General features: G+C 70.1%; 18 protein-coding genes and 1 riboswitch. Of the genes, 7 read left to right on the forward strand and 11 right to left on the reverse strand.

Going from position 1 to position 22,215, the window contains the following annotated elements; genetic code table 11:
* Nucleotides 1–67 precede the first annotated feature (67 nt).
* From cydD to ACIGFK_RS07895, 3 genes are read right to left on the reverse strand one after another with little or no spacing between them, the layout of a single operon-like run.
* Nucleotides 68–3,643 carry a thiol reductant ABC exporter subunit CydD gene (gene cydD, locus ACIGFK_RS07885; protein WP_400050953.1) on the reverse strand — a complete coding sequence of 1,192 codons (3,576 nt, stop codon included), beginning with the start codon at nucleotides 3,641–3,643 and terminating at the stop codon, nucleotides 68–70.
* Nucleotides 3,644–3,688: 45 nt separating this feature from the next.
* Nucleotides 3,689–4,690, reverse strand: coding sequence for a cytochrome d ubiquinol oxidase subunit II (gene cydB, locus ACIGFK_RS07890; RefSeq protein ID WP_386467301.1), 1,002 nt, complete (start codon nucleotides 4,688–4,690; stop codon nucleotides 3,689–3,691).
* Nucleotides 4,691–4,708: 18 nt separating this feature from the next.
* Nucleotides 4,709–6,214 (reverse strand): cytochrome ubiquinol oxidase subunit I, encoded by a 1,506-nt coding sequence (locus ACIGFK_RS07895; RefSeq protein WP_400050955.1) that lies wholly within the window; start codon nucleotides 6,212–6,214, stop codon nucleotides 4,709–4,711.
* 187 nt (nucleotides 6,215–6,401) lie between these two features.
* Between ACIGFK_RS07895 and ACIGFK_RS07900 the strand changes: the two genes are divergently transcribed.
* On the forward strand, nucleotides 6,402–6,770 hold the full coding sequence (locus tag ACIGFK_RS07900; RefSeq protein ID WP_267033806.1) for a cyclophilin-like fold protein: 369 nt from the start codon (nucleotides 6,402–6,404) through the stop codon (nucleotides 6,768–6,770).
* Nucleotides 6,771–6,782: 12 nt separating this feature from the next.
* Here ACIGFK_RS07900 and hisC read toward each other — a convergent pair whose 3' ends face one another.
* A complete protein-coding gene (gene hisC / locus ACIGFK_RS07905; RefSeq protein WP_376656176.1) occupies nucleotides 6,783–7,862 on the reverse strand; it encodes a histidinol-phosphate transaminase in 1,080 nt (359 codons plus the stop codon).
* A 361-nt stretch (nucleotides 7,863–8,223) separates the two neighbouring features.
* On the opposite strand from hisC, the gene ACIGFK_RS07910 reads away from it, so the two are divergent.
* The 3 genes from ACIGFK_RS07910 to ACIGFK_RS07920 all read left to right on the forward strand — a co-directional run bounded on the left by ACIGFK_RS07910 (nucleotide 8,224) and on the right by ACIGFK_RS07920 (nucleotide 11,719).
* On the forward strand, nucleotides 8,224–9,339 hold the full coding sequence (locus ACIGFK_RS07910; RefSeq protein WP_376656175.1) for a LacI family DNA-binding transcriptional regulator: 1,116 nt from the start codon (nucleotides 8,224–8,226) through the stop codon (nucleotides 9,337–9,339).
* A 197-nt stretch (nucleotides 9,340–9,536) separates the two neighbouring features.
* Nucleotides 9,537–10,757, forward strand: coding sequence for a metallophosphoesterase (locus ACIGFK_RS07915; RefSeq protein WP_376656195.1), 1,221 nt, complete (start codon nucleotides 9,537–9,539; stop codon nucleotides 10,755–10,757).
* Nucleotides 10,758–10,903: 146 nt separating this feature from the next.
* Complete coding sequence (locus ACIGFK_RS07920; protein ID WP_400050958.1) at nucleotides 10,904–11,719, forward strand: hypothetical protein; 816 nt, start codon at nucleotides 10,904–10,906, stop codon at nucleotides 11,717–11,719.
* 76 nt (nucleotides 11,720–11,795) lie between these two features.
* On the opposite strand, the gene ACIGFK_RS07925 is transcribed toward ACIGFK_RS07920, so the two are convergent.
* Both ACIGFK_RS07925 and ACIGFK_RS07930 read right to left on the reverse strand, forming a co-directional pair.
* On the reverse strand, nucleotides 11,796–12,737 hold the full coding sequence (locus tag ACIGFK_RS07925; protein ID WP_400050960.1) for a hypothetical protein: 942 nt from the start codon (nucleotides 12,735–12,737) through the stop codon (nucleotides 11,796–11,798).
* Nucleotides 12,738–13,070: 333 nt separating this feature from the next.
* Nucleotides 13,071–14,240 carry a hypothetical protein gene (locus ACIGFK_RS07930; RefSeq protein WP_400050961.1) on the reverse strand — a complete coding sequence of 390 codons (1,170 nt, stop codon included), beginning with the start codon at nucleotides 14,238–14,240 and terminating at the stop codon, nucleotides 13,071–13,073.
* 261 nt (nucleotides 14,241–14,501) lie between these two features.
* Here ACIGFK_RS07930 and ACIGFK_RS07935 point away from each other — a divergent pair, with 261 nt between their 5' ends.
* A complete protein-coding gene (locus ACIGFK_RS07935) occupies nucleotides 14,502–15,614 on the forward strand; it encodes a glycosyltransferase (protein ID WP_376656170.1) in 1,113 nt (370 codons plus the stop codon).
* An 87-nt stretch (nucleotides 15,615–15,701) separates the two neighbouring features.
* On the opposite strand, the gene thiC is transcribed toward ACIGFK_RS07935, so the two are convergent.
* Nucleotides 15,702–17,492: a phosphomethylpyrimidine synthase ThiC gene (thiC, locus tag ACIGFK_RS07940; RefSeq protein ID WP_376656169.1), complete on the reverse strand. Its 1,791-nt coding sequence runs from the start codon at nucleotides 17,490–17,492 to the stop codon at nucleotides 15,702–15,704.
* Nucleotides 17,487–17,632, reverse strand: a riboswitch (TPP riboswitch). (Overlaps the previous gene by 6 nt.)
* A gap of 72 nt (nucleotides 17,633–17,704) precedes the next feature.
* Between thiC and ACIGFK_RS07945 the strand changes: the two genes are divergently transcribed.
* Nucleotides 17,705–19,141 (forward strand): YibE/F family protein, encoded by a 1,437-nt coding sequence (locus ACIGFK_RS07945; protein ID WP_400050963.1) that lies wholly within the window; start codon nucleotides 17,705–17,707, stop codon nucleotides 19,139–19,141.
* A gap of 304 nt (nucleotides 19,142–19,445) precedes the next feature.
* Here the strand turns inward: ACIGFK_RS07945 and ACIGFK_RS07950 are convergent, their stop codons facing one another.
* The 4 genes from ACIGFK_RS07950 to ACIGFK_RS07965 all read right to left on the reverse strand — a co-directional run bounded on the left by ACIGFK_RS07950 (nucleotide 19,446) and on the right by ACIGFK_RS07965 (nucleotide 21,734).
* Nucleotides 19,446–19,895 (reverse strand): SsgA family sporulation/cell division regulator, encoded by a 450-nt coding sequence (locus tag ACIGFK_RS07950; protein WP_376656167.1) that lies wholly within the window; start codon nucleotides 19,893–19,895, stop codon nucleotides 19,446–19,448.
* A gap of 97 nt (nucleotides 19,896–19,992) precedes the next feature.
* A complete protein-coding gene (locus ACIGFK_RS07955) occupies nucleotides 19,993–20,739 on the reverse strand; it encodes an IclR family transcriptional regulator (RefSeq protein ID WP_376656166.1) in 747 nt (248 codons plus the stop codon).
* Nucleotides 20,740–21,022: 283 nt separating this feature from the next.
* Entirely contained in the window at nucleotides 21,023–21,250 is a 228-nt protein-coding gene (locus ACIGFK_RS07960; protein WP_376656165.1) for a DUF5326 family protein, read from the reverse strand.
* Nucleotides 21,251–21,416: 166 nt separating this feature from the next.
* Nucleotides 21,417–21,734 carry a cupin domain-containing protein gene (locus ACIGFK_RS07965; protein ID WP_376656164.1) on the reverse strand — a complete coding sequence of 106 codons (318 nt, stop codon included), beginning with the start codon at nucleotides 21,732–21,734 and terminating at the stop codon, nucleotides 21,417–21,419.
* 89 nt (nucleotides 21,735–21,823) lie between these two features.
* On the opposite strand from ACIGFK_RS07965, the gene ACIGFK_RS07970 reads away from it, so the two are divergent.
* A complete protein-coding gene (locus ACIGFK_RS07970; RefSeq protein ID WP_376656163.1) occupies nucleotides 21,824–22,204 on the forward strand; it encodes a phage holin family protein in 381 nt (126 codons plus the stop codon).
* Nucleotides 22,205–22,215: the final 11 nt, after the last annotated feature.

Consider the following 22,215-nt stretch of genomic DNA (forward strand, 5'->3'; position numbering starts at 1 on the left):
CGGGTGCCGGCTCGGGGGATTCCTGCGACTCCTGCACTGACATGCCCTTGAGACTAGTTAGTGCCGATTAGCGGGGAAAGTCGGCCAAAGTCCCGTCTGCTGCCCGTTCTCGCTCCAGCAGCCTGCGCAGGGGGCCCTCGGCGTCGGCCAGCTCGGCGTACGCGCCGCGCTGCACGACGTCCCCGCGGTCCAGTACGAGCACCTCGTCGACCGCCTCCAGACCGGCCAGCCGGTGAGTGATCAGCACGGTGGTACGGCCTTCCGTCGCGGCCAGCAGGTCCGCCGTCAGGGCGTCCGCGGTGGCCAGGTCCAGGTGTTCGGCCGGTTCGTCGAGGACGAGTACGGGGAAGTCCGCGAGCAGCGCCCGGGCCAGGGCGAGGCGCTGCCGCTGGCCGCCGGAGATCCGTTCGCCGTGTTCGCCGACCAGTGTGTCCAGCCCGTCCGGCAAGCCGTCCGCCCACTCCAGGAGCCGGGCAGCGGCCAGCGCCCCGCGCAGTTCCTCGTCGCTCGCGCCGGTCCGGGCGAGGCGCAGGTTCTCGCGGACGGAGCTGTCGAAGATGTGCGCGTCCTGGGCGCACAGGCCGACGAGCGTGCGGACGTCGTCGCCGTCGAGGGTGCGGACGTCGCTCCCACCGAGGGTGTACGTGCCTTCGCGCAGGTCCAGGAACCGGAGCAGGACCTGGGCCAGGGTGGTCTTGCCCGAGCCCGAGGGGCCGACGACGGCGATGCGCCGGCCGGCCTCCAGGGTCAGGTCGAGCCCGCTCAGCGCGTCCCGTTCCTGGCCCGGGTGGTGGGCGCCGAGCCCGGTGAGCCGCAGCGGGAACGGCGAGGCGGGGGCCTGGGCGGGCCGCTCCGGCTCGGCGACCGGGGCCGGAGCGTCGATGACCTCGTAGAGCCGCTCGGCGCTGCGGCGCACCCGCTGCCGGTACTGGACGGCGAGCGGCAGTCCGCTCACCGCCTCGAACGCGGCGAGCGGCGTCAGTACCGCGACGGCCATGGCCACGCCGGAGAGCCGCCCTGCGTGCACCGCGTTCGCGGCGAGCGCCGCGGAGGCCACCACGGTGAGCCCGCACACCAGGGCGGACAGTCCGCCACCGAGCCCGCTCGCGGCGGCGCCCCGGGCGGCGATCCGGGTCAGCAGGCCGTCGCTCTCGCGCGTGCGGCCCTTGCGGTCCTCCAGGGCGCCGGCCACGGTCAGCTCCGCGGTGCCGGTGAGCAGATCGGCCACCCGGGTGGCGAGTTCGCCGCGGGCGGGCGCGAGCCTGCGCTCCGCGCGGCGGGCGGTCGCCCCGCTGACCAGCGGAACGCCGATCCCCGCGGCGAGCAGCCCGGCGGCGAGCACCGCTCCCGCCTCGGGCAGCAGCCAGGCGGTGAAGGCGACCGAACCCGTGCCGACGATCAGGGCGGTGCCGACCGGCAGCAGCCAGCGCAGCCAGTAGTCCTGCAGCGCGTCGGCGTCGGCGACGAGGCGGGCCAGCAGGTCCCCGCGCCGGTGCTCGCGCAGTCCGGCGGGTGCGATGCGCTCCAGCCTCCGGTACACGGAGACGCGCAGGTCGGCGAGCATCCGCAGGACGGCGTCGTGCGAGACGAGCCGCTCTGCGTAGCGGAAGACGGCCCGGCCCATGCCGAAGGCCCGTGTGGCGGTGACGGCCACCATCAGATAGAGCACGGGCGGTTGTTCCGAGGCCCGCGAGATCAGCCAGCCGGACACGGCCATCAGGCCGACGCTGCACCCGACGGCCAGCGCGCCCAGCAGCAGCCCGAGCCGGAACCGCCCCTGCCAGGCCTTGGCGGCGGCCCGCACCCGGCCGAGCGGATTCGCGCCGGGCACCCGCGCCGGCACGGGCCCGGCGGGCAGGACGTCATCCGCGTCCGGCACCCCTGCCCGCTGCGGGTCCCGGGGGCGGAGCGCGAAGCCGTCCGCGGACGCCGCGGCCGGGACAGCGGAAGTGGCGGCGGAAGTGACAGTGGCAGCGACGGTGGAAGCGACGGGGGAGAGCCCCTCGGGGCGCACCTCCACGACCCGGTCGGCGAGCGCGAGCAGCGCCGGGCGGTGCACGACCAGCAGTACGGTCCGCCCCACGGCGAGCCGGCGCACGGCCTCCACGATCCCGGCCTCGGTTTCCCCGTCCAGGGCTGCGGTGGGCTCGTCCAGCAGGAGCACCGGACGGTCCGCGAGGAACGCCCGCGCCAGGGCGAGGCGCTGCCGCTGGCCGGCGGACAGGCCCGCACCGCCCTCGCCGAGCGGGGTCTGCGTCCCCTGCGGCAGTGCGGAGACGAACGGCCACGCCCCGGCTTCCTCCAGAGCGGCGGTCACCTCGGCGTCCGAGGCCCCGGGCCGGGCCAGCTTCACGTTCTCGGCGATGGTTCCGGCGAACAGGTGCGGCCGCTGCGGCACCCACGCGATCCGCGAGCGCCACTGCTCCGGCGCCAGCTCGGCCAGGTCCACCCCCGCCACCCGGACCCGCCCCGCCGTCGGGGCCGTGAACCCGAGCAGCACCTGGAGCAGCGTGGACTTCCCGGCCCCGCTCGGGCCGGTGAGGGCCACGCACTCCCCCGGTCCGACGCTCAGCGAGACGGGGCCGGGAGAGTCCTCGCCCCGGCCCGCGTGGCGGACGGCGACCCCGTCGATCTCGATCCGCAGCGGAGCCCCGGCCGGCAGCTCCGCCCGCCCGGCGGGGCCGGAGAGCGGGGTCTCCAGTACGTCGAAGATCTCCTCCGCGGCGGCCAGTCCCTCAGCGACCGCGTGGTACTGCGCCCCCACCTGCCGCAGCGGCAGGTAGGCCTCGGGCGCCAGGATCAGGATGACCAGCCCGGTGTAGAGGTCGAGGCCGCCGTGGACCAGCCGCATGCCGATGGTCACGGCCACCAGCGCCACCGAAAGGGTGGCCAGCAGCTCCAGTGCGAAGGAGGAGAGGAAGGCGATGCGCAGGGTGCGCATCGTGGCGCGCCGGTAGTCATCGGTGATCCTGCGGATCGACTCGGCCTGCGCCTTGGCCCGCCCGAAGACCTTCAGGGTCGGAAGGCCGGCCACCACGTCGAGGAAGTGCCCCGACAGCCGCGACAGCAGCCGCCACTGGCGGTCCATCCGCGACTGGGTCGCCATGCCGATGAGGATCATGAACAGGGGGATCAGCGGCAGCGTGACCACGATGATGGCGGCCGACACCCAGTCCTCGGTGACGATGCGGGCCAGCACCGCCGCCGGTACGACCACGGCGAGCCCCAGCTGGGGCAGGTAGCGGGAGAAGTAGTCGTCGAGGGCGTCCACCCCGCGGGTGGCCAGCGAGACCAACGAACCGGTCCGCTGCCCGGTCAGCCAGCCGGGCCCCAGGTCCGCGGCCCGCTCCAGGAGCCTGCCCCGCAGCTCCGACTTGACGGCCGCGCCGGCCCGGTGGGCGGCCAGTTCCGTCAGCCAGGCGATCAGTCCGCGCCCCAGCGCCACCGCCGCGAGCAGCAGCAGCGGCGTCCGGAGCGCGGCCCCGTCCAGCCCCTCCTCGAAGGCGCCGACCACGATCTCGGCGATGAGCATCGCCTGACCGACGACCAGCCCCGCGCCGGCAACGCCCAGGGCCACCACCGCCCCCAGGAAGAGGCGGGTGGATCGGGCGTACCGGAGCAGGCGCGGGTCGATCGGTTTCACGTGAAACATCCCTCGAGGCAGGGGGTCGAACGGGAGGGCCGGGCGTCAGTGCGCGTCGGCGATGTGCTGCGTACCGATGCGCTTGCGGAACACCCAGTACGTCCAGCCCTGGTAGAGCAGGACCAGCGGGGTGGCCACGGCCGCCAGCCAGGTCATGATCTTCAGCGTGTACGCGCTCGACGAGGCGTTGGTGACCGTGAGGTTCCACGCGTCGTCCAGCGAGGACGGCATGACGTTCGGGAAGAGCGTCAGGAAGAGCATCGCGACGGCCGCCGCGATGGTGACCCCGGACAGTGCGAACGACCAGCCCTCACGGCCCGCCCGGTTGAAGGCCAGGGCCCCGAGCAGCGCGATCACCGCGACGGCCATGGCGACCAGGCTCTTGGCGTCTCCGCGTGTGAGCTGGGTCCAGGTCAGGAAGGCCAGGGCCAGCACCGCGGTCGCCACACCGAGCCGGGCCGCGAGCCTGCGCGCGCGCTCCCGGATGTCACCCACCGTCTTGAGCGAGGCGAAGACCGCACCGTGGAAGGTGAACAGGGTGAGGGTGACCAGGCCGCCGAGGACCGAGTAGACGTTGAGCAGGTCGAGGAAGGTCCCGACGTACTCCTTGTTCTGGTCGATCTTCACGCCGCGCACGATGTTGGCGAAGGCCACGCCCCACAGGAACGCGGGGATCAGCGAGGTCCAGAAGATCGCGTGTTCCCAGTTGGTCTGCCAGCGCTCCTCGTCCCGCTTGTGCCGGTACTCGAAGGCGACGCCGCGGACGATGAGGCAGACGAGGATGATCAGCAGCGGCAGGTAGAACCCGGAGAAGAGGGTGGCGTACCAGTCGGGAAAGGCGGCGAAGGTCGCGCCGCCCGCGGTGAGCAGCCAGACCTCGTTGCCGTCCCAGACGGGCCCGATCGTGTTGATCAGGACCCGCTTCTCGGTGCGGTCGCGGGCGAGCAGCTTGGTGAGTACGCCGATCCCGAAGTCGAAGCCCTCCAGGAAGAAGTAGCCGATCCACAGAACGGCGATGAGTACGAACCAGACGTCGTGGAGTTGCATGGTGTGGTCTCCCCAGCCTCAGTACGAGAAGGCCATCGGCCGGTCGGCGTTCTTGTCGTCCCCGCCGATCTTGGTGGGCGGGTTGAGGTCGGCCTCGGTGAGCTCGGGCGGGCCGGCCTTGACGTACTTGACGAGGAGCTTGACCTCGATGACGGCGAGCACGGCGTAGAGCAGCGTGAAGCCGATCATGGAGGTGAGGATCTCGCCCTGCGACACGTTCGGCGAGACCGCGTCCCGGGTGCGCAGGACTCCGTAGACCACCCAAGGCTGGCGGCCCATCTCGGTGAAGATCCAGCCCCAGGAGTTGGCGATGAGCGGGAAGCCCATCGTCCAGAGCGCGACGACCCAGTACAGCTGTCCCCACTTCGGGCTCAGCGCCTTCTTGAAGAGGACCAGGTTCGGGACCTCGTCCTCCGAGGTCCGCAGCCCCGGCGGCAGCATGAACTTCTTGCGGGTCAGCCACAGGCCCAGCACGCCGACGCCGAGCGAGGCCATGCCGAAGCCGATCATCCAGCGGAAGCCCCAGTAGGCGACCGGGATGTTGGGCCGGTAGTCGCCGGGCCCGAACTTCTCCTGCTCGGACTTGTTGACGTCGTTGATGCCGGGGACGAAGGAGGTGAAGTCGTCGTTGGCGAGGAAGGACAGCAGGCCCGGGATCTCGATGGCCACCTTGTTGTGGCCCTTCTCGACGTCGCCGTAGGCGAATACGGAGAAGGGGGCCGGCGCCTCGCCGTCCCAGAGCGCCTCGGCGGCAGCCATCTTCATCGGCTGCTGCTTGAACATGACCTTGCCGAGCAGGTCGCCGCTGATTGCGGTGCCCATTCCGGCGATGATCAGGGTGACCAGGCCGAGCCGCAGCGAGGTCCGCATCACGGGGACGTGCTTCTTGCGCGCGAGGTGGAAGGCGGCGATGCCGACCATGAACGCGCCGCCGACCAGGAAGGCGGCCGTGATGGTGTGGAAGAACTGGGTGAGGGCGGTGTTCTGGGTGAGCACGAGCCAGAAGTCGGTGAGCTCGGCCCGGCCCCGCTCCTCGTTGATGCGGTACCCGACGGGGTGCTGCATCCAGGAGTTCGCCGCCAGGATGAAGTAGGCGGACAGGACGGTGCCCATGGACACCATCCAGATGCAGGCCAGGTGGATCTTCTTGGGCAGCTTGTCCCAGCCGAAGATCCAGAGGCCGATGAAGGTCGATTCGAAGAAGAAGGCGATCAGCGCCTCGAAGGCCAGTGGCGCTCCGAAGATGTCACCCACGAATCGCGAGTAGTCGGACCAGTTCATGCCGAACTGGAACTCCTGGACGATGCCGGTGACGACACCCATCGCGATATTGATCAAGAAAAGCTTTCCCCAGAACTTCGTGGCCCTGAGGTACTTCTCCTTCTCCGTGCGCACCCAGGCGGTCTGCAGGCCGGCCGTGAGGGCGGCGAGCGAGATCGTCAGCGGCACGAAGAGGAAGTGATAGACGGTGGTTATGCCGAACTGCCAGCGCGCCAATGTCTCTGGCGCCAAAGCTAGGTCCACGTCGTCTTCTCCTTGTCGTCGCCGTGGTCACAGCCGCAGTCTGCCTGGCGGGTTCCCCCATATCGGGAGAAGCAGGACACGCTTGTGAACGCGTTCACATTCACAAGCATTATTGCGCACGCCCTTCCATCCCTCCACAGCGGGGGTCCCCTAGCCAACCGATTCAACAAATTGTTGAATATGGCTCATGCAGATTCGAATCTCCTGGCCTGCGGGCCTGCTCACCGCAACCCTCGACGAGACCCCGACCAGCAAGGCGCTGGCCGCGGCCCTCCCGATCTCCGCCTCCGCGAACACCTGGGGCGAAGAGGTCTACTTCGACACCGGCGTCTCCGTGGCCCTGGAACACGACGCCCAGCAGGTCGTCGAGCCCGGCACCGTCGCGTTCTGGACCGAGGGCGACGCACTCGCGCTGCCCTACGGCCCCACGCCCATCTCGCGCGGAGGCGAGAGCCGCCTGGCGAGCCCGTGCAACGTGCTCGGCTCGTTCGACGGCGACCCCCGCCTGCTGGCCACCGTCCGCGACGGCGACCCCATCCGCGTGGAACTGGTCTGACGACCAGCCGCTCTACAGCTCCTTGAAGAACGCCTCCGCCGTGTGCAGGAAGAGGTCGTTCGCCTCGGGCTCGCCGATCGTGACCCGCAGGCCCTCGCCCGCGAAGGGCCGGACCACCACACCGGCCTTCTCGCAGGCCGCCGCGAAGTCGGCGGTCCGCTCCCCCAGCCGCATCCACACGAAGTTCGCCTGGGTGTCCGGCACCGTCCAGCCCTGCGCCAGCAGCGTCTCGTGGACCCTCGTCCGCTCGCCCACCAGCGCCCCGACGCGGCCCATCAGCTCGTCCTCGGCGCGCAGCGAAGCCACCGCGGCGTCCTGCGCGAGCTGACTGACGCCGAAGGGCACCGCGGTCTTGCGCAGCGCCGCGGCCACCGGCTCGTGGGCGATCGCGAAGCCGACGCGCAGGCCGGCGAGCCCGTACGCCTTGGAGAAGGTACGCAGCACCGCCACGTTCGGGCGGTCGCGGTACAGCTCGACGCCGTCCGGCACGTCCGTGTCGCGCACGAACTCCTTGTACGCCTCGTCCAGCACCACCAGGACGTCCGACGGCACCCGGTCCAGGAACCGCTCCAGCTCGGCACGGCGCACCGCGGTGCCGGTGGGGTTGTTCGGGTTGCAGACGAAGATCAGCCGGGTCCGCTCGGTGATCGCCTCTGCCATCGCGTCCAGGTCGTGCACGTCGCCGTCGGTCAGCGGCACCTGGACGGAGGTCGCACCGGAGATCTGCGTGATGATCGGGTACGCCTCGAAGGAACGCCAGGCGTACATGACCTCGTCGCCCGGCCCGGCCGTCGACTGGATCAGGGACTGGGCCACACCGACCGAGCCGGTGCCCGTGGCCACGTGCTCGACCGGCACGCCGAACCGCTCCGCGATCTCGTTCACCAGGCCGGTGCACGCCATGTCGGGGTAGCGGTTGAAGCTGCCGGCCGCCGCGACCGCGCTCTCCAGCACCCCGTGGAGCGGCGGGTACGGGTTCTCGTTCGAGGACAGCTTGTACGCGACGGCACCGCCCGCGGCAGCCGGCTTGCCGGGCTTGTATGTCGGAATGCCGTCCAGCTCGGCGCGCAGCTTCGGGCTCTTCTCGCTCACCGCAGGTCCTCCTCGACCATCCCGTACGACGTCGCCGTCGACTCAATACTGCTCACCTTATGAGGATTCCGCTCTTCCGAGAATGGGGGCGCCTGGAATGCGGGGGAGCGCGCGCATATATGCGCGCGCCGGTGGCCTGCGCCGTGGCGCGCATCCCTCGTGCAGGTGAGTTGAGACCGGCCCGAGACCGGACCGGTTTGGCATGCCCGGACCCGCCGACAAGCGGCACCCTCGCCCGCGGCGCCCAAATATCTTCATTTCCAAGGTCATTGGGGGTGGCGAACCATGCAGAATCGTTCCTGTCAACGGGTGCATATGCACCCAGGCCGCCCCCGCTCCGGAGCCCTACTATCGGCTCGCCATGACAGCAGCAGGGAAGCATCAGGTGAGCCGGACCGAGACCACCCGGCGGGCCGCCGGCCGACAGGGCCGGGCAGGCATCAGGGACGTGGCCGCCGCGGCGGGCGTCTCCATCACGACAGTCTCCGACGCGCTCAATGGCAAGGGACGTCTGCCCGACGCCACCCGCCGCCACGTCCGCGAAGTCGCCGACCGCCTCGGCTACCGCCCGTCGGCCGCCGCCCGCACCCTCCGTACCGGCAAGTCGGGCCTCATCGGCCTGACCGTGACGACGTACGGGGATGAACCTTTCACCTTCACCGAATTCGCCTACTTCGCCGAGATGGCGAGGGCCGCCACCTCGGCCGCCCTCGCCCGCGGCTACGCCCTCGTCATCCTCCCCGCCACCTCCCGGCACGACGTGTGGTCCAACGTCGCCCTCGACGGCACCGTCGTCATCGACCCCTCCGACCACGATCCCGTCGTCACCGAACTGGTCCGCCAGGGCCTGCCCGTGGTCTCCGACGGCCGCCCCGCGGGCTCCCTCCCCGTCACCGCCTGGGTCGACAACGACCACGAGGCCGCCGTCCTGGGCCTGCTCGACCACCTCGCCGCCGCCGGCGCCCGCCGGATCGGGCTGCTGACCGGCACGACCACCGACACCTACACCCGGCTCTCCACGACCGCCTACCTCAACTGGTGCGAGCGCGTCGGCCAGGACCCCGTCTACGAGTCCTACCCCGCCCACGACCCCTGCGCGGGCGCCGTCGCCGCCGACCGGCTCCTCGCCCGCCCCGACCGGCCCGACGCCGTCTACGGACTCTTCGACCCCAACGGCACCGACCTGCTCGCCGCCGCCCGGCGCTACGGCCTGCGCGTACCCGAGGACCTGCTGCTCGTCTGCTGCAGCGAGTCCACGGTCTACGCCAACACCGAACCGCCGATCACCACGCTCTCCCTCAAGCCCCGGCGCATCGGCACCGCGGTGGTGCAGCTCCTCATCGACGCCATCGAGGGAGTGGACACCGGACGGCCCCTGGAACAGGTCGTCCCGACCGAGTTGATCATCCGTACCTCGTCACAGCGCAGGCAGCCCCGAACGACCGTCAGCCCGCCCCGATCCCCGGCACAGGACTGACTGCCGAGGAGATCAACAACGCCCATTTCGGGATAAAGCATCAGGAACGACTGGTTCCGCGCAGGATTCACCACCCCTGGTGCGTCACACAGCGCGAGCTGCATTCCTATGATGGGCGCACGACATCACGGACCCTCCTCCCCGGAGGTCAGGAGGGTCCGCAGGTGCACGGCAGCGCGACGGTGGTGGAGGGGTCGATGACTCAGGGGGCCGGTCAGGGACCCGCGATGCGGACGGAGACGCTGCGGGACTTCCGGGTGCCGGTCGACGAACCCGTCACCGCGCCCGCCCCGTACGCCGTGCCCACGGGGATTCCCGGCGAGGCGCCCGTCTACGGCGAGTACCCCGCGTACTACGCCGACGGCGCCGCCGAGCCCCAGGCCGAACCCTTCGCGGAGCACTTCGCCGAGCCCGCCGCCGCCCCCCTCCCGGGACCCATCAGCATGGTCAAGGCCCCCGAGGAGCCCGCGGACGCGGACCCCGAGGGCTACACCCCCACCTACCGCGACCTGCCGGTCATCGGCCGCGGCGCACTCGGCGGCCCCGGCGACACCGTCCAGGTCCAGTACGTCCCCCAGGACGACCCCACCGGCCCCGGACCGCTCTACGTCGTCGGCGACGTCCACGGCTACCTCGACGAGCTCGTCAACGAGCTCCGGGCCCAGAGCCTGATCGACGCGAACGGCAGCTGGTCCGCCGGCAACGCCCGGCTCTGGTTCCTCGGCGACTTCACCGACCGCGGACCCGACGGCATCGGCGTCATCGACCTCGTCATGCGGCTGTCCGCGGAGGCCGCCGCCTCCGGCGGCTACTGCAAGGCCCTCATGGGCAACCACGAACTGCTGCTCATCGGCGCCAAGCGGTTCGGCGACACCCCGATCCAGTCCGGTGCCGGCACCGCGACCTTCCAGGCCGCCTGGCTCCTCAACGGCGGCCAGCGAACCGACATGGAACGCCTCCAGGACGTGCACCTGCAGTGGATGTCCCGCCTCGACGCGGCGGTCCTGGTCGAGGACCACCTGCTGCTGCACTCCGACACCACCGCGTACCTCGACTACGGCGACAACATCGAGGACGTCAACGACACCATCCACGAGCTCCTCAACCGCGGCGACGCCGACATCACCTGGGACCTCTTCCGCAAGTTCACCAAGCGGTTCGCCTTCCGCGACGAGGAGACCGGCCCGCAGGCCGTCCGCGAACTGCTCGGCACGTACGGCGGCAGCCGCGTCGTGCACGGCCACAGCCCCATCCCCTACCTGCTCGGCGAAGTGGGCACCGAAGACGGCGACGAGAACCGCGGCCCGGAGGCCGTGGACGGCCCGCACGTGTACGCGGACGGCCTCGCCATCGCCATGGACGGCGGGGTCACGATGGCGGGCAAACTGCTCGTCCGGCAACTCCCGCTGAACGACTGAGGGTTCCCCGCACGGGGTATTTCCGGAAAGCCCCTGTCAACCTGCGGCACGGGCGCTCTACCATCGCTCTATCCGTAGCAGGCTCTCCTCCGTTTGTGCCGGCGCCCGGGTCTACGCGGGTATCGGCCTCCACGGAGCATCGGGGGATGCACATGACCAGCGCTCCGCACCTGCTGACCGAAGACCGACCGGAGTTCGATCGGCTCCTCGACGAGGCGCTGCGCACCGCGCACGAACGGCCCGAGCTCGCCACGCTCGGCGAACGCCTGAACGCCGAACAGCTGCGCACCATGGCCCTCGGGGCCCGCGCACTGCTCATCGCCGCGGCCGCCGCCGAGTACGACCACTACGTGAAGATCCGCGAGGATTCGCGCGACGAACTGCTGTCCGCCCCCGGCACGACGGGCGAGGACGGCACCGGGCAGGACACCGGCGGTGGCGCGGGCATCAGCGCCGTGGTCGCGGTCCTCGCACCCGTCCTGGCGGGCACCGCCATGCTGATCTTCCTGCTCGTGGGCTACAGCCTGAAGATGATCGAGCCCGAACCCGCCTTCGCCGAAACGATGCTGACGGCCGGCTGGCTCTTCGGCGCGCTCACCGCGGCGGCTCTGCTCGTCGCCGTGATCGGGCTGCTGGTGACGGCCGTCCGCAACAGTTCCACCGAGGTGGCGGCGGACGTGGCCGAGGCGATACCCGACGAGGTCGCGCGGGCCCGGGAGGCCTGGCGCAACGCCCTCCTGGAGCGGGGGATCATGCCGTTCCTGCGGGACGCGCTGGCCGACCCGAGCTCGGGCCCGGGCCTCCCCGGGCCCCGCAGGCGCGGCGGCCGGATGCCCGAACTGGGCTACACGGCGCCTGATTTCACAAGTCCGGGGACCCCCAATGAGGGTCCCCGGCCCGGTTACACGTCGCCGGACTTCACGAGCCCGGACTTCGGCGGCCCGGAGCGCGAGCCGGAGTGATCCCTCCGGCGCCGCTCCGGGCCGCCCTGGTCGGAGCCGGGCCGGTGACGGGGTCACCGACCCGGCTCCCGCCGCCTCAGGGGCGGTTGATGCCCTTCGGGACGTCCAGCTGCGACGCCGAGTGCTGCGGCTTGACCGCGGCACGGCTCAGCGGGACCACTCCGCTCGGGCCGGGGATCCGCTGGACCCAGGGGCCGGCACCGTCGTCCTGCGGGTTCTCGTCGTCCGTGCAGTCGAGCTCGAAGTTGCGCGTGCCCGGCGTGTTGCTGACGTTGGTGACGAAGCAGAGCGTCTCCCAGAGCTCATTGGACTCCGTGAGCACCTGGATCGAGACGTTGTTCGCCTGGTGGGCGATGGAGATCCCGCACGCGTCCGCCGGGTAGTCCGTGTGCGGCGGGTCGATGGTGAGGTTGTGCCAGCTGAACTCGGTCGTGTTGGGGCCGTTGAACGAACCCTGGGTGTCGCGGATGCCGACGAAGGCCGTGCGGTCCGAGGTCAGGGCGGCCTTGACCTCCCAGGCGTTGTTGTCCGCGATGGCGTCGACGTCGATGCACCGCGACGGGCCGGTGGGGCCGGTCGGACCCGTCGGACCCGTCGGACCCGTGTCACCCGTCGCACCCGTCGCGCCGGTCGGACCCGTCGGGCCGGTCGGACCCGTGGGGCCCGTGTCGCCGGTCGCACCAGTCGCACCCGTCGGGCCGGTGGGACCCGTCGGGCCGGTGGGTCCGGTCGGACCCCGCTTGCCCTCGTGGCACTTGTCGTCGCCGCCCTGGGGCCCGCCCCGGAGGTCGGTGCTCTTCGGCTTGTGGTTGGGCTTGTGGTCGGGGCAGTAGTCCCCGCCCGCCGGGGTCGCCGCGCGGGCGCTCCCGGCCGTCTGGACGGACTGGCCGACGGCTACCGCCGGGCCTGCGATTCCCATCAAGACCAGGGCAAGCGATGCGACGGTTCCGCCGGTCACCAGGCTGCCGCGCTTCGGCAGGGGGCCGAGGGGTGACCTGGTCTTGTTCTCGGGACTCATATACGCCGCTCCTTCTCGAAACCGGATCGAACGATGTGGGATGGGGCCGGGGGCCACCACCTCGGCCATCGTGAGGATCCGTGTGTCAGGAGCCGGGGACGCCGCGCAGTCATATCAACGGATCGGAGCAGTGAAGCACCCCCAATGGCGGGCTCCCGCAGCGACGGACGCCGCGCGGCCCGGATGCGTGAGGGGTCCCGGCCGGGTTCATCCATCGCCGGACACCAGGTGCTCAGACGCCGGCGGCCCGGAGCAGGAGCCGGACTGAGTCCGACCGTGCTCCGGGCCGCGTGGGTACTGCGGGTGGGTACTACGTCAGGTCAGGCCCGGTCGTCACATGTGCGACTTACGCACGGGCTGGGCCTTCTTGTTGACCGGGTGTCCCGGAACGGCCTTGTCGGCCTTGTGGAGACCCTTGGCGGTCTGCGGCTTGAGGCTCCGCAGGTCAGGGTGAACCCGGTTCATGGTCGGGGTCGGGCCGGTGTCACCCGGTGCCGGGTGACCCGGGGTCAGGAGAGTCCACACCTCGTTGCAGTTGAGGATCCGGGTGTTGGCAGGGAACCCGTCATTGTTGGGTCCCAGCGTGGCGATTTCACAGGTGGTTTCGTACACCGCACCGTCTTCGGTCAGCACCTGGATCGAGACACCGTCGGCCGATGAGGTCTGCGAGGCGATGGAGATGGCGCATGCGCCGTCGGGGTACGTGTCTCCGGTGTCGGTGAGGTCATACCAGATGAAATCGGTCGGCGACGGCTGAAGGTTGCGGATACCCGCGTAGGCCACGCCGCCGGTCAGTACGGCCTTGACCTCCTCGCTGTTGCTGGGCTTGTAGGCGTCAACATCACTGCACACGGACGGGCCGGTCGCACCCGTGGCGCCGGTCGGACCCTGCGGACCCGTCGGACCCTGCGGACCCGTCGCACCCGTGGCGCCGGTCGGACCCTGCGGACCCGTCGGACCCACCGAGCCCGTACCGCCCGGACCCGTCGGACCCTGCGGACCCGTCGCACCCGTCGCACCCGTCGCACCCTGCGGACCCGTCGGACCCACCGAGCCCGTACCGCCCGGACCCGTCGGACCCTGCGGACCCGTCGCACCCGTCGCACCGGCCGGACCCGTCGCGCCCGTGTCGCCCTTCGGGCCGGTCGGGCCCGTGGGACCCGTCGGGCCCGTGGCACCGGACGGGCACTTGTCGTGGCCGCCCTTGCCGTCCTCCCCGCCCCAGACCTCGTCGTTGTCGCCGCCCAGGAACTTGTCCAGGAGCTGGGCGTGCAGCGGCTTGTCGTGCGGGGGACGACCCTCGTCCCGCTTGCAGTCGTCGCCTCCGCCGGCCGCGGGGGCGGCTGCGGTCACGGCCGGGGCGGCCGGCCGGGTCATGGCGACGACCGGGCTCGCCATGCTCACGAGCACGAGGGAGAGCGAGGCCAGGGCACCGCCCGCCATCCATGCCCGGCTGCGGGGAATGGGGCCAAGGGGCGACCGGGTCCGATGCTCACGACTCATGTGGAGGTCTCCTTCGGAACGGAATGCGACCGGAACGGGTGATGCCCCGACCGCGGGTTCGATCTTCCTTGGGAAGTTACGGGGGCAAACCCCGCCATCTTGAGCATTTCGGGCCACACATCAACAGATCGGCCTATCAGGCCCCCACGAACGGATGCGAAGCCGACCATCCCGTGATATTGCCACCGGCGTGCCGCCACCCGCTCGGCCGCCGGACTCCCTAACGTCGCCCGCGTCCCGGCCGACGAGAGGGTGTTTGCGGTGAAACCGACCATCTGTCTGAACATGATCGTCAAGAACGAGGCGCCGACGATCCGGAAGTGCCTGGAGTCGGTGCGCCCGCTGATCGACACCTGGGTGATCGTGGACACGGGGTCCACGGACGGCACCCAGGACGTCATCCGGGACTGCTTCGCCGACCTGCCCGGCACCCTGTACGAACGCCCGTGGAAGGGTTTCGACGGAAGCCGCACCGAGGCGATCGATCTCGCCCGCTCCAGCGCGGACTACCTGCTGTTCATCGACGGCGACGACGAGATGCAGATCGAGCCCGGGTTCCGCATGCCGGACCTGACGCTCGACGCGTACCAGGTCGCGCTGCGCGACGGTCCGATCATCCACTGGCGGCCTGCACTGGTCTCCAACCGGCTGCCCTGGCGGTACGTGGGCGTGCTCCACGAGTACATCGAATGCGGCACCGACTACACCCGCGACGTGATCGAGGGCTTCAACATCCTCTCCGTCGGCGGCGGGGCGCGTCTGCGGGAGGGCGGCCAGCGGGCGAAGTACCTGCGCGACGCCGAGGTCCTCACCGAAGGGCTGGCGAAGGAACCCGACAACACCCGGTACGCCTTCTACCTGGCCCAGAGCTGGCGCGACGCGGGAGAGCCGGAGAAGTCCCTCGCCGCCTACGACCACCGGGTCGCCATGGGCGGCTGGGTCGAGGAGACCTACTGCGCCCGGCTCTACGCCGCCCGGCTCGCGGCCAACCTCAAGAGGCCGCAGGCCGAGGTGACGGACCGTTTCCTGCGCGCGTACGAGAGCCGCCCCTCGCGCGCCGAGGCCATCGGCGAGCTCGCCCGCCTCTGCCGCCTCGAAGGCCGCTGGCCGCTCGCCTACACGTTCGCCCGGCAGGCGGTGCGGATCCCGCCGCCGGACGACATCCTGTTCGTGGAGTTCGCGTGGCACTCGTGGCGCGCCCTCGACGAACTCGCTGTGGCCTCGTACTGGGTGGGCGAGTACCAGGAATCGCTGGAGTGCTGCCAGCGCCTCCTCGAGGAAGGCAGCCTCCCCCTGGAGGAGCACGACCGGATCCTCGCGAACCTCGAATTCGCCCGGCGCAAGCTGGGCCTGGCCGCCCAGGTCCCCGCCTGACCGCCGCATACGTCCTGGACGGCGGGAAAGGGCCCGCGACTCCCCCCTCGGTGTCGCGGGCCCTTCCGTCGTGCCCCGAAGCGGAGGTCAGTCCGCCAGCGGCAGGTACACGCGGTTGCCCGAGGCCGCGAACTCGGCGGACTTCTCCGCCATGCCCGCCTCGATCTCCTCGGCCTTCAGGTCACCGCCGTGCTCGCGGCGGATGTCCTGCGAGATCTTCATGGAGCAGAACTTCGGGCCGCACATGGAGCAGAAGTGCGCGGTCTTGGCCGGCTCGGCGGGAAGGGTCTCGTCGTGGAACTCGCGGGCCGTGTCCGGGTCGAGGGCCAGGTTGAACTGGTCCTCCCAGCGGAACTCGAACCGCGCGTCCGACAGGGCGTCGTCCCAGTCCTGGGCGCCCGGGTGGCCCTTGGCCAGGTCGGCGGCGTGCGCCGCGATCTTGTACGTGATGACGCCGGTCTTCACGTCGTCGCGGTTGGGCAGGCCCAGGTGCTCCTTGGGCGTGACGTAGCAGAGCATCGCGGTGCCCCACCAGGCGATCATCGCGGCGCCGATGCCAGAGGTGATGTGGTCGTACGCGGGCGCGACGTCCGTGGTCAGCGGGCCGAGCGTGTAGAACGGCGCCTCCTCGCAGATCTCCTGCTGGAGGTCGATGTTCTCCTTGATCTTGTGCATCGGGACGTGGCCCGGGCCCTCGATCATGGTCTGCACGTTGTGGCGCTTGGCGATCGTGTTGAGCTCGCCGAGCGTCTTCAGCTCCGCGAACTGCGCCGCGTCGTTGGCGTCCGCGATCGAACCGGGGCGCAGGCCGTCACCGAGCGAGTAGGTGACGTCGTACGTCGCGAGGATCTCGCAGAGCTCCTCGAAGTTCGTGTAGAGGAAGTTCTCCTTGTGGTGCGCGAGGCACCACGCGGCCATGATCGAGCCGCCGCGGGAGACGATGCCGGTCTTGCGGCGGGCGGTCAGCGGGACGTACGGGAGCAGCACGCCGGCGTGCACCGTCATGTAGTCGACGCCCTGCTCGGCCTGCTCGATGACCGTGTCCTTGTAGATCTCCCAGGTCAGGTCCTCGGCACGGCCGTCGACCTTCTCGAGGGCCTGGTAGAGCGGCACGGTGCCGATCGGCACGGGGGAGTTGCGCAGGACCCACTCGCGGGTGGTGTGGATGTTGCGGCCCGTGGAGAGGTCCATGACCGTGTCCGCGCCCCAGCGGGTGGCCCAGGTCATCTTCTCCACCTCCTCCTCGATGGAGGAGGTGACGGCGGAGTTGCCGATGTTGGCGTTGACCTTCACCAGGAACCGCTTGCCGATGATCATCGGCTCGATCTCCGGGTGGTTCACGTTCGCCGGAAGCACCGCGCGGCCTGCGGCGATCTCCTCGCGGACGACCTCGGGGGAGACGTTCTCGCGGATCGCGACGTACTCCATCTCCGGGGTGATCTCGCCCCGGCGGGCGTACGCGAGCTGCGTGACGGCGGCGCCGCCGCGGCCCCGGCGGGGCTGGCGGGGGCGGCCCGGGAAGACCGCGTCGAGGTTCTTGAGCCCGCCGCGCGGCGAGGTGTGCTTGATGCCGTCGTCCTCGGGGCGCACGGGGCGGCCCGCGTACTCCTCGGTGTCGCCGCGACCGATGATCCAGTTCTCGCGCAGCGGGGGCAGGCCCCGGCGGACGTCGGTCTCGATCTGGGGGTCGGTGTACGGACCGGACGTGTCGTAGAGCGTCACGTCCTTGCCGTTGGTGAGGTGGACCTGGCGGACCGGCACCCGGATGTCGGGGCGGGAGCCCGCCAGGTATCCCTTGTGCCAGCCGGGCTGGCGCTCGGTCTGGCCGTCGTCGTCCTGGCTGACGGCAGGCGTGCGTGCGTCGTCCTGAATGGTCATGAGACCTGATCTCCCTACGCCGGCATTACCCGGTAACAGGTTCGGCGGTCGACGCAGCCTCCTCCCGTACACATCTGTGATGTGCGTACGGTGATCAGCGCCCTCTCAGCCCGGTGCTCCGAGCTCCCGCGTTGTGCAAAGTAGCCCCCACGCTAGCGCCATCCATGGCGTGCTGAACAGTGGGCCCCCTCATCTCTTGCGATGATCTGCCGGTGACGTCTTCGCCGCATCCCCCCACGAAGCCCAGCGAGCCCCACGACCACACCGGCCACGAGCGCCGGGGTCCGGGGCGCGCCTCCGGGCGTCCACCCGGCCCCGACCACGACGGACACGGGCACGCACAGGGCCACGGACACGGACATGGACACGGCCATGGCCACGGTCCGGCGGCCCCCGGCTCGAAGCACCTGCGCAAGGTCATCGCGGCCGTACTGATCCCCTTCGCCGCCGCCGTCTTCGTCGGCATGGCCGTGCTCTGGCCGGGCGGAGCACCCGCCCACGAGCGCACGGGGGTCGGTTTCGACCGGCAGACCCAACAGGGCGCGGTCGTGTCACTGGAGCATGTCGACTGCAAATCCGTGAACGCCTCGCAGGTACCTCCGACGGGCGACACCTCCACCCCCGAGGGGCGCGAGGCGCAGGCCGCCCAGACCGGCGAGTGCAAGAAGGCCACTGTCGAGGTCCGCACGGGCGGGGACAAGGGACGGACCTTCGTCGAGGTCGTCCAGCCGGGTGCGCCGCGGCAGTTGGAGAAGGGGCAGGAGGTGGTCGTGGCCTACGCGCCCGACGCCCCGCACGACCTCCAGTACTCGGTGATCGACGTGAACCGCAAGTTCCCGCTGGCCCTGCTCGCCGGCATCTTCGCCCTCGCGGTCGTGCTCGTCGGGCGGATGCGCGGGGTGTTCGCCCTGATCGCGCTGGCCGTCAGCTTCGGCGTGCTGACCCTGTTCATCCTCCCGGCCATCCTCCAGGGTTCGAATCCGCTGCTCGTCGCGGTCATCGGCGCGAGCGCCATCATGCTGATCGCCCTGTACATGTGCCACGGGCTGACGGCGCGCACCTCGGTCGCCGTCCTCGGCACGCTGGTCTCGCTGCTGCTGATCGGGCTGCTGGGCTCGGTGTTCATCGACTGGGCGTTCCTCAGCGGCAACACCGATGACAACACCGGGCTGATCCACGGGCTCTACCCGCAGATCGACATGAGCGGTTTGCTGCTCGCGGGCGTGATCATCGGATCCCTGGGCGTGCTCGACGACGTGACGGTCACCCAGACCTCGGCAGTCTGGGAACTCCACCAGGCCGACCCGTCGATGGGCCCGCGCGGGCTCTACCGGGCGGCCATCCGGATCGGCCGCGACCACATCGCGTCGGTGGTCAACACGCTCGTCCTGGCCTATGCGGGCGCCGCCCTGCCCTTGCTTCTCCTGTTCTCGATCGCGAACAGCAGCATGGGGTCCGTGGCCAACAGCGAGCTGGTCGCGGAGGAGATCGTACGGACCCTCGTGGGCTCGATCGGGCTCGTGGCCTCGGTCCCGGTGACCACGGCACTGGCCGCGCTGGTCGTTTCGGCCGACCGGCCGGGGTCCCCGACCGCCTCGCCGGCCTCGGGGCCGGTCCGCGGCGGCCGGGGCCGGCGGCGCAAGCGCTGAATGACGGTTCTCGCCGAACGGGGTTCTCGCCGAACGGGGCGAAGGGCATCTGCATCGTTGGACGCGACGGGTCGGATCGCGTGCGGTGCTGCCCGGGAAAGCCGGTGGGCCGTGGCGCTCGGCGCATCGACCCGCTGAGCCGGTCCTGGTGATTGGTGATCGGCCGGATTCGTCCGTCGGTCAGCGGACGTCGGCATTCCCTGTGTTTCAGGTGTGGCCGGTGTTGCAGCAGGTGTTGAAGGTGTAGCCCGTATTGCATGTGCCGTTGTTCTGCAGTGGTGCGTCAGCTGTTCTGCAGTGTGCGTCAGCCCGCGTTCTGCTCGTTCTGCTTCGACTCGGCGAGGATCTTGATGAGCGCCTCGTCGAGGCTCTCCTCGAAATCGCCCAGGTTCCGCTCCTGACCGAGCGGCACCAGCCGGTCGGTCCGGTCGAGGAACGCGACGAGCGGAGCCGCACTCGCGCGGAACAGCGCCCGGTCGCCGCCCACCTGGAGCCGGATGTGGACGTCGGACAGTTCCTCGGGATCGGTGGGGGCGATGTGCACATCCCCGTCACCACACGGCTTGTTGATGCCGTCGAGGAGGAGTTCCCGGCCGAACGCCCAGGTCACGGGCGCGTCTCCGGGAAGGTGGAAGGTCAGGCGGACTGCGTAGGGGTCACGAGCGTCGTACCGGAGTTCCACCGGAATCCGGAACGAGAGCTCCTCGGAAACGAGGAAGCTCATCATGACCTCTGCCTGTACGGACTCGCGCATTGCCTACCCCGCTGTAGTGGAAGTGGCCAGGAATGATCCCCCAGGGCCCTCTTGACAAGGGTGGTGGAAGCGCTAGCAGATCACAAGGAGTGAGTTTTCAGATACTGATAGAGAACGAGAGGGTGCTCAACAGCGCGCCTACTTCACTCCGTAGCCGATCGACCACATACGGCAATCGATGTTCTTGGTGCAGCGGTAGAGAAATCGCCATGGTTGCAGCGGTATCGCCCGCAGTGATGGGAATCGCCGCACAGACCGTGCCGAGGGCATATTCCTGGCGTTCGGTTACTGGCTGCATTCGCCCGAGGGCCCCGATCCGGTTCTCGAGGGAACGCAGATCCCTCACGGTATAAGGGGTGATGGCCTCGACCGGGTGGCGGTCGTAATGGTCCTGGCGGGCCTCTTCGTCGAGCTGGCCGAGCAGGCACTGCCCGATGGCGTGCGCGTGACCGGTCGCGCGGAAGTCGGCCCACTCCTCGCAGGCCGGGTTGGCCGGGGTGTCCGAGACGCCCACGACCTCGATCTCGCCCTCGCGGTAGACCGCGAAGTAGACGGGGGCCCCGACCGCGTCGCGGAAGTGCGCGAGCGAATCGAGGATCATGCTGCGACGTTTCTGCTGAAGTCCGCCACCGGCGAGCCGCCCGGCGGCGTCGCCCAGTACGAACACTCCGTTCTCCCGGCGCAGATAGCCCTCGTGAGTGAGGGTGCGCAGCAGGTGGTACGCGGTGGGAAGCGGGAGCCCGGCTTCGCGTGCCAGCTGTTTCGCCGGGGCTCCCTCGCTATGGGATCCCACTGCTTCGAGCAGCCTCAACGCCCTCTGCACCGAACCGATCAGCGTCGGCACACCGGCATTGTGAACCGAAGACAAAGCTCACCCCCAGGCGTGGCGGCGGGCCTTCGGGGAGGCCCGCCCTGCGGGGGCCGCCCCCGCCACGTGCCATCGGTCCTGGGGGTCGTACTCAGCGGCTACTTGACAGAACCGCAGGTCAGAGCGGAGTTGCCGACTTTCGGTGCCCAGGGAACGGCACAGATTGCCACTCTATCCGCCGATTCCGGGCCTGTGAGCGGTTTACCGCCTCATGTTCCCTCACCTGGCGCAATCGCGGAACCACGCCGTCCGCATACTTCTACCACTCGCTGGAGGAGGACTTCGATCCGCCTCGCCCGACCTTCTTCACGATGAAGACCAGGCCGCCGACCAGGGCCGCGAAGAGGAGCAGCTTGAAGACGAACCCGACCAGGAAGCTCAGGAAGCTGGTGATCACACCGCCGAAGACGAACAGCACCAGCAGCGGAACAGCGACCCACTTGACCCACCAGGGCATCCCCGCGAACGTCTCTCGGATCCCGTTCATGTCTCCTCGACCTCTTCCTCGTTCTCGTCCACATCCGTGACTTCCTGCTCTCGATGCTAGGAGTCCGCAGATGCCCGCGGGGGCCCGCGAGCCCCCGGAGTCCCCTGATCCGCCCCCTAGGGGCCGGACGCCGGAACGGGCCCGCGACCCTGACACGACGAGCAGCTCAGCCCTCCGGCGGGGAGAACACCACCATCACCCTCAAGTCCTCGCTGATGTGGTGGAACTTGTGCGGGACCCCCGCCGGGACGTAGACCACGCTGCCGCGCGCCACCGTCGTCGTCTCCTCCCCGACCGTGATGGAGGCCCGCCCGCTCACCACGAAGTACACCTCGTCCTGGCCGTGCGGCTGCTGCGGATCGCTCTGCCCCGCGTCGAGTGCGTACAGCCCGACCGACATGTTCCGCTCACGCAGGAACTGCAGATAGGCGCCGTCGTTGGCAGCCCGCTCCGCTTCGAGCTCGTCCAGCCGGAACGCTTTCATCGTCCTTGTGCCCCTTGTGATCAGTCGTCCCCGGGTCTCCGCTGATCTGCGGATGTCCCCCCAGGATCTTCTCTGCCACGATCAGACACATGACAAATTTCGTAGTCAAGACGATCGCCAACGCGGCGGCCCTCGCCGTTGCCATCTGGCTGCTCGCCGGCATCACCCTCGACGACGGCAGCAGCCTGGGCCGCCGGACCCTGACACTGCTGCTGGTCGCGCTGGTCTTCGGCCTGGTCAACGTCATCGTCAAGCCCGTGGTGAAGCTGCTCTCGCTGCCGCTGTTCGTCATCACCCTGGGCCTGTTCACCCTCGTCGTGAACGCCCTGATGCTGATGCTGACTTCCTGGCTGGCCAAGCAGCTCGACCTCAGCTTCCACGTCGACGGCTTCTGGACCGCCCTCCTCGGCGGCCTGATCATCTCCATCGTCAGCTGGGCCGTGAACATGGTCCTGCCCGACAAGAACTGAACAGGCCCCCC

The organism is Streptomyces sp. NPDC085524, from assembly GCF_044541755.1.
Taxonomy (GTDB): domain Bacteria; phylum Actinomycetota; class Actinomycetes; order Streptomycetales; family Streptomycetaceae; genus Streptomyces.